Consider the following 13,900-nt stretch of genomic DNA (forward strand, 5'->3'; position numbering starts at 1 on the left):
CCTCAGCGAAGCGCCCCAAGGCGCGCCAGCTTATGCTGCGCGCCTTTCTCTATGGTCGGGCGTGCGGGGTCCCTTCGGGGGCGCCGCTTGCTTCGCTGCGGTCTTTCAACCCGCGCGTCCGGCCACCAGGTTGAAAGCTGTTGGTCGGACTTACTCAAGCGGAGTGAGCGACCATGGCTATCGAGCACGGGCGGACGAACCGCCTCGCCCCCGACCCGGCGGGCAACCATTACATCATCAGCGAACAGGTCGAGTACGAGCTGCGAATGCTCGCCGAGGCGATGCGAACCATCGCCGAATTATGCGACGGCTTCGAAGAGGAGCGGGCAGAGATGACCGTCCTTCAATTTGGTCCGCTGTTTCACGTCTTTGCGGAGCGCGCCGCCTCCCTCACTGCCGAGAGCACAATGCCGCCTGGGCGGCGGATGTCATGAGTGCGGCCGATCTTCCCGGCGAGCGCTGGCGTGAGATTGCTGGTTTCGAGGGCCTCTACGAAGTCTCCGACTTCGGGCGAATACGAAGTTTAGCGCGGCAGACTGCTGTGTCTCGCGATGGAAGGTTCTCGTACGCGCGCTCTCAGCCAGCGCGCATCCTCAAGCCAACGCTCGCTAGTGGGGCTGCCCGTGTATCGCTTCATCGCGATGGCGAACAAAGCAAGGCGAACGTCGCGACACTGGTCGCTGACGCTTTCCTAGGCGACCGTTTGCCCGGCAAGGTGGTGATGCATCGGGACGGCAATCCAATGCATAATGGGTTGGGCAACCTCGTCATTGCTGACCGATCAGCAGTTGAGACGGCGAAGGGCGAGCGGGGGACCGGAGCACAAGGGCTCCGCAATTCTCAGGCGAAGATCGGCCCAGCGGATGCTGCCGAAATCCGCGCGTACGCCGGTCAAGAGACCCAGGCCAGCCTCGCAGATCGATACGGCATCTCAGTCGATCAGGTCAGTCGCATCCAGCGCGGTTTAAGTTGGAGGAGCGGCTGATGACGATCCCCTCAATCGTCCGTCTTGACCAGCGCCTAAGTCGCGCTGCCGAGATCGGAAAAGGCATCAGGCTTGAGGCAGCCGACATCGAGCTTCTCGGCCGTCTTGGTCTCTTCAAACTCACCGGCGACGCAAAGGCCGACTTTCTCAAGGATCAGACCACATGGCGGGACGCGAGACGCCGCTCTATCGAAGGGGCAAATACTGGCTCGGGTGGGATGAGCGGCGGGACGGGACCCGTCGGTCTCCCTTCCTCACCACCTTCTGGTACGACCCCGCCGCGGGACGCGTCCGAAGCGCGTCAACGGGGACGGCGTCCGAGGACGAAGCCATCCTCGCTTTAGATCGGCGCTACCTTGCCGATTCCAGCGAGGCGCCGGCGTTCTGCGGCGCCTGCGGACAGCCCCTCGCCCAGGCGGCCGCCTACCTGCTGACCGACGCGATCGCCGACTATCGGCTCGAGTGGGGAGACGCGCGCGCGTCGGGCGACACGATCGAGGCGCGGCTGAAGCACGTCCAGGACTTCCTGGATGCCGAAGAGGCTCGCGGGGCGGAAGGTCGCTTCGGCATCGCCACGAGCTGCGCGGCCGCGTGCACGTCGACCTTCGTCACCGCGTTCCGCGCCTGGTCGCATCGTCAGCCGGTGGTCTGGAGGAACGGCGTAGGCCAGATCACGGTGACGAAGCCGCGATCGCCGGCATCGACGGAGGCGGCGATCGCGCAGGTCATCGCCGTGCTGAACCACGCGGCCAACGCGGATCCGCCGCGATCGGACAAACGCCCGACCTATCGGCCGCTGCCGCCAAAACAGGTCCAACGGACGAGGCGCACACGCATCGGCATCGAGGAGCTCGCGCGGATGGTCGCCTACGCGGCCGAGCCGGACAAGCGCCGTGGCGCGCTGCACGCCTTCATGGTCGCGTCGATCTGCACGATCGCGCGGCCGGGTGCCGTGGTGGACATCTGCGTCGCACCCGATCGCGGGCAATGGGCGTCCGGATCTCCGACGATCGACCTCAACCCGGCCGGACGCGTCCAGAACAAGAAGGCGCGTCCGGTGCTTCCGGTGTTGCCGCTGCTGGACCAGTGGCTCTCGGCCGAGCTGCTCGCCTACCAGGCGCTTGCGGAGGAGGATCGCGTCGGGCGCGGCTTCCTCGTCAACTACTACGGCCGACCGGTCCAAAGCGTCGACAGCGCCTGGGCCGCCATGCTCCGCGAGCTGCAGCTGCCGACAGGGCGGGAGTGGCGCCCCTACGTGCTGCGGCACAGCCTGGCGACGCTCGTGCGCAACCGCGGCGCCGAGGCATGGGATCTTGAAGGCTTCATGGGGCATCGCCTCCCGAGCCAGACCGAGGTCTATGCACGCGGCGATTTTCTGAGCGTCCAGCGGGCGCTCCAGACCATCATTGACGAGATCGAGCGGCTGGTGCCGGGCACGTTGCACCGGACCGGCACCGGAGCCGCCTCGCCCCTCAAGCGGAAGAGGGGAGCCGAAATGCCCGGATAACCGCGACTTTTCGGTGGTGCCGCCTACAGGACTCGAACCTGTGACCCCCGCATTACGAATGCGATGCTCTACCAACTGAGCTAAGGCGGCGCAGGGCATGCCGTTATCAGCGGGCGCCGCGGGTGACAAGCACCCCGTCGCCTTTACGCTTCATTGACGGTCTTCGTGGCACATCGTCGCCAGGTAACAATCGCCTGGGACGAGGCTCGCAATGGACAGGCTGGGGGATTTCGAGAGCGACGGCGACGACGCCGACACGCTGGAGCTCGAAATGGATGAAGGCGGCGTCGAATCGCCGGCGGGCATCGGCACGGATGAGCGCCGCCTCCATGTGCGCGCCTATAACTACTGGGTCTCGCTGCTTGGTGGCCGCGCCTACCCGTCGATCGAGGATCTCGATCCGTCCACGCTGGACGAGTTCGGCCCGAACAGCGTGCTTCTGGATTTCACGGCCGGTGTCGAGGATCCCGGCATCTCGTGGCTCGGGCGCGATCTTCGCGAGGAATGCGGCCTGTCCCACAGCATCCGCAGCGTCGGGGACGTTCCCGGCCGCTCGCTGCTGTCGCGGCTGACCGATCATTATCTCCAGATCATCGCAAACCGCGCGCCCGTCGGGTTCGAGGCGGAGTTCACCAACCTTCGCGGCAACGAGACCCTCTATCGCGGCATCCTGATGCCGTTCTCGTCCGATGATGACAGCATCGATTTCGTCTATGGCGTGATCAGCTGGAAGGAGATCGCCGACACCGCGCTGACTCAAGGGCTGGAGGCGGAGATCGCCAACCTGCGCGCGCTGGAGGGTCAGGCGGCCGCCGCGATCGCTGCGGCAGACCGCAAGGTCGTCGCCATCAAGCCGCAGCGCGATGCCGTGCTGCAGGACAACGACGTGCCCGACCTGTCGGGCCTCGGCATCGCCGCCGATCTCGTCACGCGCCTGACGGACGCGCAGGCCACCGCCCGCAATGCGAAGGTGCAGGAAGGCCGCAGCCGCAACGCGCTCTACCAGGCGCTGGGCCGCGCCCATGATTTCGCGCTCGCCGCCGATGCCGCGCCGGACGATTTCGACCGCATTGTCGCCGAAGCGGGGCTGACCTCGCAGGATCGCGCGCCGATGACGCCCGTGGTGAAGCTCGTCTTCGGCCGCGACTACGACAAGACGCGGCTGACCGAATATGCCGCCGCGCTCTCCTACGCGCGTCGCCGCAACGTGCCGCTCGGCGGCTTCCCTGCATTCGTTGAGGCGCAGGGTGGCGGGCTGAAGGCGCTGGTCGTGGCGGAACGCCGCCATCGCATGCCGGGCATGGAGATCGATCGGGGCGAGGAAGCGCGGGAGAAGCTGCGCAACGCCACGCCCTGCGCTCTGATCGACGTCGAGACGCATGGCGACGAGTTCGTGGTGTTGATCGCCCGGCGGGAGGAGGACGGATCGCTCGCCGTGCTCGCGCCGCTGGAAGGCGATCGTGCCCTTCTGGAGCGTGCGGTGCGCCTCGGCGCGCGCTGACCGGCGCCGTTACGGCTCGCCCCGTCGCGGTCTTCCCGACGAGCCGGACGGCACCGCCGCCGGTCGGCGCCACAAAGGTTGAGAAAGCCCGGTGAAGGGCGTAGCCCGCCTGCAGGAACGCCCCCTGGGGCATGGATGCAGGTGATAAAGATGGCAACGGCGACCCGCGACCGATCGGAGATGTCGGCGCAAGAGCTCACGACCGCGCTGGCGACGGCGCTCACCGCCGGCCTGCTGCCGGGCGAAGGCGACAATTTCGGTGATGAAGCGCGGGACGAGGCGGCCCGCTTCCTGGCGGACGTGGCCGCGCGCCGCCCCGCCGGCCAGGCGGCCATTCGGCTGGAGTCGGTGGCGAGCGATCGCGGCCGGCAGATGCGCCTTGCCGTTGTCAACGACGACATGCCCTTCCTGGTCGACTCCGTCGCGGCCACCATGCTGGCCCACGATCTCTCGATCGACCGTGTCATCCACCCCGTCGTCACCGTGCGTCGCGACGCCGATGGCAAGCTGTTGAGCCTTTCCCGCGAGGCCGCCCCTGGGGAGCGGCGCGAATCCGTCATCTACATGGAGGTCGAGCGCGCCGACGCTCGCACGCGCCGCATCCTGCTGGACGAACTCGCCGCAAACCTCGTCCAGGTCCGGGCCGCCGTGTCGGACTGGCCGCTGCTGCAGGAAGCGATGCGCCTGGACGCCGATCGCCTGCCCGACGGGGAAGGCGCTGCCCTGATGCGCTGGCTGCTTGCCGGCAACTTCACGCTGCTGGCGCACGAGCGTCGATCGCGTGAGGGACAGGTCGAGGCCCCGCTCGGCATCGCACGCGTCGGATCGGTCCCGATCCTGTCGTCCGCCGCGCTTGATGCGGCCGCGCGCTACTTCGACGATGGCGGGGAATCGCCGCTGATCGTCAAGTCGAACCTGCTGTCGGTGGTCCACCGCCGTGTTCCGCTCGACGTGCTCATCGTACCGCGGCGGGAGGATGGCCGCACGGTTGAGCTTTCGATCCATGCCGGGCTGTGGACCTCTGCCGCCCTCAACACCCACCCCGCAAAGGTGCCGCTGCTGCGCACCCGCCTTGCGCAGATCGGCGAGAAATACGGCTTCGATCCCGCGGGGCACGCGGGCAAGGCGCTTGCCCATGCCCTCAGCGCGCTGCCACACGACCTGCTGATCGCCTTCGCGCCTGACCGGCTGGAGCATGTGGCGCTCACCGCCATGTCGATCGCGGATCGCCCCCGCGCGAAGCTGCTGACGGTGTTGAGCGCGCTCGGGCGGCACCTGTTCTGCTTCGTCTGGCTCCCGCGCGACGAACTCAGCACCGCCCGGCGCGGCCAGATCGCCGACATGCTGACGGGCGCGACCGGCGCGACGATCCTCAACTGGAGCGTGGCGATGGAGGACGGCGCGGTGGCGCTGCTCCGCTACACGCTCGACATGCGCGGTGAGGTGCGCCAGCCGGACGCGGCGGCGCTGGACGCGGCGCTCGGCCGCCTCATGCGTGGATGGACGCTCGCCGTCGAACAGTCGCTTTCTGACCGGAGCGATCCCGGCCGCGCCGCGCGCCTGGCGCTTCGCTATGCGGCGGCCTTTCCGCAGCATTACCGCACCATCTACCTGCCCGGAGAGGCGGCGGCCGACACTCTGCGTCTGTCCGGTATCGAGGGGACGGAGGCGCGTGACGCGCGGTTGCTGCGCATCGACAGCGAACCGTCGGGCGAATGTCATCTGAAGGTCTACAGCGCGCGCCATCCGGTACCGTTGTCCGACATCGTTCCGGCGCTCGAGAATTTCGGCTTCCGCGTGATGGAAGAAACCTCGTTCGCCATGGACGGCGGTGCTGCCGGCTATATCCACGACTTCCGCCTGTCGCACGCGACGGGCGCCGATCCGCTCGTCTCCGCCGCGCCGATCGAGCAGGCGCTGTCATCCGTGCTGACGGGCACGGCCGAGAACGACGTCTTCAACCGCCTGATCATCGCTGCCGGCGTTGAGCCGCGTGCGGTCACGCTGTTCCGCGCCTGGTTCCGCTACCTGCGGCAGACCGGCCTGGCCTTTGGCTATGGCACCGTGGTGGACGCCCTCACCCGCACGCCGGCGGTGGCGCGCGGCATCGTCGACCTGTTCGGCGCGCGTCACGATCCCGACCGGGGCGACCATGGCGGCCATGCCGTGGCCGAGGCCAACCGCGCGCTGGACGAGGCGCTGGCGGGCGTCGCCGCTGCCGATGACGACCGCATCCTTCGCCTGCTGCGGGCGCTGGTGTCCGCGATCCTGCGCACCAATGCCTTTGCGCCCGCCGCACAGGAGGCGCTCGCCTTCAAGCTCGACAGCCACCAGGTGCCCGGCCTGCCCGCACCGGTGCCGTGGCGTGAGATCTGGGTCTACAGCCCGCGCGTGGAAGGCATCCACCTGCGCGCCGGTCCGGTCGCGCGCGGCGGCCTGCGCTGGTCGGATCGTCGCGACGATTTCCGCACGGAGATCCTGGGCCTGATGAAGGCGCAGCGCGTGAAGAACGCGGTAATCGTCCCCACCGGTGCCAAGGGCGGCTTTTACCCGAAGCACTTGCCCGATCCCACGGTCAACCGCGACGCCTGGATGGCGGAGGGCACGGAAGCCTACCGCATTTTCATCCGCACGCTCTTGTCGATCACCGACAATATCGAAGGCGGGCGCGTCGTTCATCCCGATCGCGTCGTGATCCGCGACGGCGAGGACCCCTATTTCGTGGTCGCCGCGGACAAGGGCACCGCCAGCTTCTCCGACGTCGCCAACCGCATCGCGCTTGATCGCGGATTCTGGCTCGGCGACGCCTTCGCCTCCGGCGGCTCCAACGGCTATGACCACAAGGCGATGGGCATCACCGCCAAGGGCGCCTGGGTATCGGTGCAGCGGCACTTCGCCGAAGCCGGCGTGGACGTCCAGACGGAGGAAGTCACCGTCGCGGGCGTCGGCGACATGTCGGGTGACGTGTTCGGCAACGGCATGCTGCTGTCGGAAACGCTGAAGATCGTCGCGGCGTTCGATCACCGGCACATCTTCCTTGATCCCACGCCCGATCCCGCGCGCTCCTTTTCCGAACGCGCGCGCCTGTTCGCGCTGCCGCGGTCGAGCTGGGACGATTACGACAAGTCGCTCATCTCTGACGGCGGCGGCGTCTGGCCGCGTTCGGCCAAGTCGATCGACCTGCCCGCGCCGGCCGCCGCCGCGCTCGGGATCGAGCCTGGCGAGATCACGCCGTCAAGGCTCCTCGCCGCCATCCTCCGCGCGCCGGTGGACCTGCTCTGGTTCGGCGGCATCGGCACCTATGTGAAGGCCAAGTCAGAGGCCAACACGGAGGTCGGCGATCCCGCCAACGACGGCCACCGCGTCAATGCGGAGGAACTGCGCGCAAAGGTGATCGGCGAAGGTGCCAATCTCGGCGTCACCCAGGCCGCGCGCATCGCCTTTGCCGCGCAGGGCGGGCGCATCAACACCGACTTCATCGACAACTCCGCGGGCGTCGATTGCTCGGACAATGAGGTCAACATCAAGATCGTCCTCAACCGGGAGATGACCGAAGGCCGCCTGGGGCTGGAGGAGCGCAACAGCCTGCTCGCCTCGATGACGGACGACGTCGCCCGGCTGGTTCTGGAGGACAACCGCCTCCAGACGCTCGCCTTGTCGATCGCGGAGGCGAATGCCGCCGCAAAGCTCCCGTCCATGGTCCGCCTGATCGAGACCTTCGAGGCGTCGGGGAAGCTCGACCGGACGGTGGAAGGCCTGGGCGCGAACGACGAGCTGCTTCGCCGCGCCGCGGAGGGCCGCGGCCTCACCCGCCCCGAACTCGCCGTCGTGCTGTCCACCGCCAAGCTCGCGCTGCAGGACGCCATCGAGGATATCGCGCTCGCGAGCGACGATGCCATGAAGCCGGAACTGCACGCGGCCTTCCCGCCCCAGATGCAGGATGGGCTGTCGGGCGCGATCGATCAGCACCAGCTGCGTCCGCAGATCGTCGCCACCAAGGTCGCCAACACCCTTGTCAACCGCATGGGTCTTATCCACCCGTTCGAGCTGGCGGAGGAAGAAGGGGCGACCCTCGGCGACATCGCGACGATGTTCGCCGCGGCCGAACGCCTGTTCGACATGCCGTCGCTGTGGGCGGCGATCGACGCCGCGCCGGTGACGGAGGCAGGCCGCATCCGGCTGTTCGAGGTCGCCGCCGGTGGCCTGCGCCTCCAGATGGCGGACCTGCTGCGGACGGTTCCGGCGGGCTCCGGCGTGGGCGAGATCGTGGCGGCCACCGCGCCGGGGCTGGAGCGGCTCCGCGGTCAGCTCGATGCGCTGCTGAAGGAACAGGCACGTCAGTCCCGCGCCGAAATCCGCGACTGGCTGGCGGAAACCGGCGCGCCCGACGCCATCGTCCAGCGCATTGTCACGCTGTTCGACATGGATGGCGGCATCGGCCTGTCGGCCCTGGCTCAGTCGCTCGGCAAGGACGAGATCGCCGTTACGCGCGCCTTCACGCGCCTGGGCGAGGTGCTCGGCCTCGATTGGGCTCAGAATGCCGCCAACCGGCTTCAGCCGGTCGACCCGTGGGAACGCCTGTTGGCATCAAGCCTGTCGCGCGACTTCCAGCAGCTTCGGCTCGATTTCCTGCGGCGGAGCGGCAACGACGATCCGGAACGTGCGGTGGACAACTGGTTGCAGCGCTGCGCACCGCGGGTGAAGGCGTTCAAGGATCTGGTGCGCCGGGCCCGCTTGCCCTCCGCCCCGACCGCCGCGATGCTCGCGCAGATCGCGGGTCAGGCGCGGGTCCTGCTCGGCCGCTGACGCTTCACGCCGCCCTCGTCGACATGACGGGGGCGGCGCCGATCGCCTGGCCGGTGATCAGCCGGCTAGGCCGCGGCGCGCTGCTCCAGGGCCAGTCCCGCCAGCCAGCCGGCGATCATCGCGCGTCCGGCCGCCACCGCAGCTTGGCCGTGGCGCCCATGCGCGGTCGTCAGCGCCTCGGCAGTGGTGCCCCCTTCCTCAACCACGGTCGGCCATGCCTCCACCCAGTCGTGGAACACCGGGTCCAGCCCCATTTCGGCGTGGAACTGCAGGGCCAGGATCGTCGGACCCAGCCTGAATGCCTGGTTCTGGTAGACCGCGGTCGATGCCAGCCGCTCGGCGCCCGCCGGCAGATCGAAACTGTCACCGTGCCAATGCAGCACCGGCACGCCGTCGAGGGCGGCAAGCGGATTGCCACCGGCAGTCGGCGCCAGCGTGACGGGTGCAAAGCCGACTTCCTTGCGCGGTCCCGCAAACACCCGCTCGCCCAGCGCGGCGGCGATCATCTGCGCGCCCAGGCACGCGCCCAGCGTCGGCAGCCGCGCCTCCAGCCGCCGCCGCAACCGGCGCAGCTGGCAGCGGATCCATGGATGCGCGTCCGTCTCGTACACACCCATCGGCCCGCCCATCATCACCAGAAGGTCGGGGGCGTTCAGATCCACATCGGCGAAGCGTTCGTCGCCGACGTCGATCTGGTCCAGCCGGTATCCCGCGTCTTCCAGCGGCTTGCGAAACCCCGCCACGCCCTCGCGCGGCACGTGGCGGATCACCAATGCGCGTTTCATGCCGGCATCATGCCGATGCACCCGGCGCATGCCAGCAAGCTATTCTTGGCCACCGCCAAGCGGTACGGCGGCCACTGTTGCTTTGAGGTAAAGCCACACGCGGATCGCACTCGCTAGGTTGGCGGGGTCATCCGCGGTGACGCGCTCCGCATCGATCTGCGCCACGAGCGCGGAGAGCGGCAGCCCGGCTGATCGGGCGGCCGCTTCCAGCCCGGCCCAGAAAGGGGGCTCCAGGCTGATGGAGGTCTGGTGGCCGGCGATCGTGATTGATCGCTTGATCGGTCCGGCCACCCGACAGCCTCAATACATGTGCTGGCCACCGTTCATCGACAGCGTCGATCCGGTGACAAAGCCGGCTTCCTCCGCGCACAGGAAGGCGACGCCGCGCGCGATCTCCTGCGCGCTGCCCAGCCGGCCGACGGGCACCTTTGCGACGATCTTCTCCAGCACGTCAGCCGGCACCGCGGCCACCATGTCCGTGTCGATATAGCCGGGGGCGAGCGCATTAACGGTCACGCCGGCCTTTGCGCCTTCCTGCGCCAGCGCCTTGGTGAAGCCGTGGATGCCGGACTTGGCGGCGGCATAGTTCACCTGGCCATATTGCCCGCCCTGCCCGTTGATCGAGCCGATGTTGACGATCCGGCCCCACTTGCGCTCCCGCATGCCGGGAAACACAGCCTTGGCCATGTTGAAGCAACCGCCCAGGTTCACGCGGATCACCTCGTCCCACATGTCGTGGGTCATCTTCAGGATGGTGCCGTCGCGCGTGATGCCCGCATTGTTGACCAGAATGTCGACGGGGCCGACCTCCTCCTGCACCTTGGCGACACCTTCCTGGCACGCATCATAATCGCCGACGTCCCAGCGATAGGCTTTGATCCCGGTGCGGTCGCTGAACTCTCGCGCGCGCTCGTCATTGCCGGCATAGTTCGCGACCACGGTCGCGCCTGCTTCCTTCAGGGCAAGGCTGATCGCCTCGCCGATACCGCGGGTTCCGCCGGTGACGATGGCGATGCGTGCCATGGAAAGCCTCTCCTTCGTGTCTGTTATCGCAGATCAACGGCAGGCTACGGTCGGACGTTCCAACCTTCAAGCTCACGCGCCAAAATGCTGCGCAGCATTGCGATGCCCGGAGCGGTGTCGTTCAGGCATGGCAGATAGTGGAAATGCGTTCCGCCTGCCTCGGTGAACTGCTCGCGCCCGCGGATGTTCAGTTCCTCCAGAGTCTCCAGGCAATCTGCCGAGAAACCCGGCGCCAGGATCAGCAGCCGCTTGATCCCCCGACCCGGCAGCGCCTCCAGCACGGTGTCGGTCGCAGGCTCGAGCCACTTTGCGCGCCCGAAACGCGACTGGAAGCTCACCATCACGTCGCGGCCCAGCGCTTCGGCGAGCAGGCGGCCCGTCTTCTGGCAATGGCAATGATAGGGATCGCCCAATGCCAGCGTGCGCGCGGGCATACCGTGGAAGCTCGCCAGGATCGCTTCGGGTTCGAAGTCGATCCGCCCAAGCTCCTCTCGCACCGACGTCGCCAATGCATCGATATAGGCGGGATCGTCATGATAGGGCGGCAGCGTCCGAACGGCGGGCTGCCACCGCATACCCGCCAGCACGGCGAAGGCGGCATCGTTGGCGGTTGCCGTCGTTGCTGCGCAATATTGCGGGTAGAGCGGTGCCAGCAGGATGCGCTCGCATCCGGCAGCCTTCAATGCCAGCAACCGCTCCGCGATCGCCGGCCGCCCATAACGCATCGCGTAATCGACCAGCACCCCCGGGCCGAACGCGTCCTTCAACGCCTGTGCCTGCAATCGCGTGATGGCGGCGAGCGGCGACCCGTCCTCCCGCCAGACCTGCTGATAGGCATGGGCGGACTTCTTCGGGCGCGTCGTCAGCACCGCGCCGCGCAGGATCGGCTGCCACAGGATCTGCGGGATCTCGACGACACGCGGATCCGACAGGAACTGCTTCAAGTATCGCCGCACAGCACCTGCCTCCGGCGCGTCGGGCGTGCCCAGGTTGATCAGCAGCACGCCGACCTTGGGTGACGGGATCGCGGGATGGTCGGCCGGGCGCATCATGCCTGCGCCACCATCGGCAGGCGGCGGAATCGCCTTCCGGTCGCCGCGAACAGCGCGTTGGCGATCGCGGGTGCGGCGGCCGGCACGCCCAGTTCGCTGGCGCCGCCGGGCGGCTCGTCCGATCGGATCAGGTCCACAGTCACCTCCGGGCTATTCGCCAAAGTCGGCAGGCCGGTCGCGCCGAGCGAGCGCACGCTGCCCAGCCCCTGCTGGAAGCCGCCCGCCATCCCGACGACGCTGGCCGCGCCCCACAACAATCCACCTTCGATCTGCTGGCGCACGACATCCGGGTTGATCGCCTGCCCCACGTCGGCCACCGCCACCAACCGCTGCACGACCGGCCTGTTCCCCTCCAGCCGCGCGTCGGCCAACACCGCGATATGGCTGCCCCAACCGCTGAAGCAGGCGATGCCCTGTGCGGAGCCTGCGCCGCCGCCCTGCCACCCGCCCGAGGCCGTCACCGTCGTCAGGCACCGCGCGAGCCGCGGCGCGCCGCCCAGCATCGCCACGCGATAGGAAAACGGGTCCACGCCCGCCGCCGCCGCCAGTTCATCGATGAAGCATTCGGCAAAGAAGGTTCCGTAGCTCGCAGCGCCGCCGCGCCAGTCGCCGACGGGCACGCCAATGTCGGCCGGGTGATGGTCGATCGCGACATGGGGAATGGCATAAGGGGGCAGCGCGCCTGCAACGGCTGCACGGTCGCCGCCCGACCCGTCACCGATCAGGCTCCGTGCAGCGCCGCCGATCAGGCGCCGGGCGATCTCGTGGCCGCTCGCCGGCGCGGCGATCCGCGCGCGCCATCCCTCGATCCGCCCGCCCGTCACCAGCCGGGCTTCCATGCGCCCTTGAGCGGGTGCCCGCACGCGGTCCTGCGCCAGATCCTCCACCCGGCTCCAGGTCAGTTGCACCGGTCGGCGGAGATTGCGCGCCAGAACCGCCGCCTGCACGGCCGCGTCGCTTTCCAGCTTCCGGCCGAACGATCCGCCGATCATCGTCGGGTAGATGGTGACGGCCCCTTCCGCCACGCCGATGGCGGCCGCCGCGTCGCGCCGTGCGGCGGCGGGCGCCTGCGTCGGCAGCCACAGCTCCAGCCGGTCGTTCGCCCAGTGCGCGGTCGCGCACATCGGCTCGATCGCGGCGTGCAGCGCGGGCGCGACGCTGTAGGACGCGGCAAACAGCTGTTGCCCCTCGAACGCGGCATCCACATCGCCGCGCCCCTCCATCCGCTCCCCGGGTTCGCCAAGCGCGCCAGCCAACGCGCGCTCGATCACGCCGTCGTCGATCAGCCGCCCTTCGGTACGAAAACGCGGGTTGCCCGCCTCCAGCCCGCGGTTGGCCGCCCACCAGTTGGTGCCGACCACCCCGACCCATCCCGGCGTTTCCACAACGGCAGTCACGCCGCGCACGGCGTCCGCCGCAGACCGGTCGAACCCCGACAGGACACCGCCGACCGGCGCCGCCCGCACGGAGGCGAACTGCATGTCGGGCAGCCGCACGTCGCCAGCATAAAGCGCCGACCCGTCGACCTTGGCGGGCAGGTCCAGCCGCGGCAGCGACTGCCCCGTCAGCCGACCTTCGGTGGTGGTGCGCAGCGGCGGCAGCGCAGGCGGCGTCATGGCCGCCGCTTCCGCTGCCAGCTCGCCAAAGCGCAGCCGCTTGTCACCGCTCGTGACGAACCCGTTTGCCGCCTCGCACTGTTCCCAGGTGATCCCCCACCGCGCGGCGGCCGCCATGCACAGCAGCGCGCGCGCCGTCGCCCCCGCCTCGCGCATCGGCAGCTCCCAGCCGCGCGCCGCGGTTGATCCCGCCGTCACCATCAGGGTGGACCGGACCGCCCACTCATCGGCCACCCGCTCCGCGCTCGGCAGCACGTCGGCGGCGATCTCGCGCCCGAGCAGGCGGTTGCCATAAAGCGGGTTGATCGGTGCCGGCTCCACGCCGATGGTGCGCCAGTCCGCGCCCAGCTCGTCGGCGACGAGCTGCGGCAGCGTGGTGTAGACTCCCTGTCCCATCTCCACCTGCGGCGACACAACGGTGACATGCCCGTCTGCGCCGATCTTCAGGAAGGCGCCGAACAGCGCCTCGCCCGGCGCGGCGACCAGGTTCGGCTGGTATCGGCGCGGCCACGCCGCCCAGGCCAGCACCAGCCCGACCCCCGCCCCGCCGCCGATCAGCAGCCGGCGGCGCGTGATCCCGTCCTTGGTGCTGGGTGGGCTCGGCCTTCGGCTCATCGCCCGCGTC

Annotated in this window: 10 protein-coding genes and 1 tRNA gene; 5 read left to right on the forward strand and 6 right to left on the reverse strand. The window is 68.8% G+C overall.

The features are described from left to right. Nucleotides 1–173 precede the first annotated feature (173 nt). The 3 genes from GGR88_RS06945 to GGR88_RS06955 all read left to right on the forward strand — a co-directional run bounded on the left by GGR88_RS06945 (nt 174) and on the right by GGR88_RS06955 (nt 2,492). Nucleotides 174–434 carry a hypothetical protein gene (locus tag GGR88_RS06945; RefSeq protein WP_167953829.1) on the forward strand — a complete coding sequence of 87 codons (261 nt, stop codon included), beginning with the start codon at nt 174–176 and terminating at the stop codon, nt 432–434. Further along, nucleotides 431–985: an NUMOD4 domain-containing protein gene (locus tag GGR88_RS06950; protein ID WP_167953830.1), complete on the forward strand. Its 555-nt coding sequence runs from the start codon at nt 431–433 to the stop codon at nt 983–985. Before GGR88_RS06945 ends, GGR88_RS06950 begins: the two co-directional genes overlap by 4 nt. A 163-nt stretch (nt 986–1,148) precedes the next feature. Then, the gene (locus GGR88_RS06955; RefSeq protein WP_167953831.1) at nt 1,149–2,492 is read left to right on the forward strand and encodes a site-specific integrase; all 1,344 of its coding nucleotides are present in this window, start codon (nt 1,149–1,151) and stop codon (nt 2,490–2,492) included. 14 nt (nt 2,493–2,506) lie between these two features. Here GGR88_RS06955 and GGR88_RS06960 read toward each other — a convergent pair. Continuing rightward, nucleotides 2,507–2,582: transfer RNA gene (locus tag GGR88_RS06960), tRNA-Thr, on the reverse strand. A 121-nt stretch (nt 2,583–2,703) separates the two neighbouring features. Here GGR88_RS06960 and GGR88_RS06965 point away from each other — a divergent pair. Together GGR88_RS06965 and GGR88_RS06970 are read left to right on the forward strand one after the other, a co-directional pair. Further along, entirely contained in the window at nt 2,704–3,993 is a 1,290-nt protein-coding gene (locus tag GGR88_RS06965; protein WP_167953832.1) for a PAS domain-containing protein, read from the forward strand. A 150-nt stretch (nt 3,994–4,143) separates the two neighbouring features. Continuing rightward, on the forward strand, nt 4,144–8,799 hold the full coding sequence (locus GGR88_RS06970) for an NAD-glutamate dehydrogenase (protein ID WP_209023206.1): 4,656 nt from the start codon (nt 4,144–4,146) through the stop codon (nt 8,797–8,799). 65 nt (nt 8,800–8,864) lie between these two features. Here GGR88_RS06970 and GGR88_RS06975 read toward each other — a convergent pair whose 3' ends face one another. The 5 genes from GGR88_RS06975 to GGR88_RS06995 are packed head-to-tail and all read right to left on the reverse strand — an operon-like array spanning nt 8,865 to nt 13,890. Next, complete coding sequence (locus GGR88_RS06975) at nt 8,865–9,584, reverse strand: glutamine amidotransferase (RefSeq protein ID WP_167953833.1); 720 nt, start codon at nt 9,582–9,584, stop codon at nt 8,865–8,867. Between the two features lie 39 nt (nt 9,585–9,623). Continuing rightward, nucleotides 9,624–9,875 carry a ribbon-helix-helix domain-containing protein gene (locus tag GGR88_RS06980; protein WP_167953834.1) on the reverse strand — a complete coding sequence of 84 codons (252 nt, stop codon included), beginning with the start codon at nt 9,873–9,875 and terminating at the stop codon, nt 9,624–9,626. Between the two features lie 9 nt (nt 9,876–9,884). Next, the gene (phbB, locus tag GGR88_RS06985; protein WP_167953835.1) at nt 9,885–10,607 is read right to left on the reverse strand and encodes an acetoacetyl-CoA reductase; all 723 of its coding nucleotides are present in this window, start codon (nt 10,605–10,607) and stop codon (nt 9,885–9,887) included. A gap of 44 nt (nt 10,608–10,651) precedes the next feature. After that, on the reverse strand, nt 10,652–11,659 hold the full coding sequence (gene hemH / locus GGR88_RS06990; protein WP_167953836.1) for a ferrochelatase: 1,008 nt from the start codon (nt 11,657–11,659) through the stop codon (nt 10,652–10,654). Then, nucleotides 11,656–13,890 (reverse strand): molybdopterin cofactor-binding domain-containing protein, encoded by a 2,235-nt coding sequence (locus GGR88_RS06995; RefSeq protein WP_167953837.1) that lies wholly within the window; start codon nt 13,888–13,890, stop codon nt 11,656–11,658. The genes hemH and GGR88_RS06995 overlap by 4 nt, the downstream gene beginning before the upstream one ends. Between the last annotated feature and the right edge of the window lie 10 nt (nt 13,891–13,900).

Origin of the sequence: Sphingomonas jejuensis (assembly GCF_011927695.1) — a bacterium.
Lineage (GTDB): Bacteria > Pseudomonadota > Alphaproteobacteria > Sphingomonadales > Sphingomonadaceae > Sphingomonas_K > Sphingomonas_K jejuensis.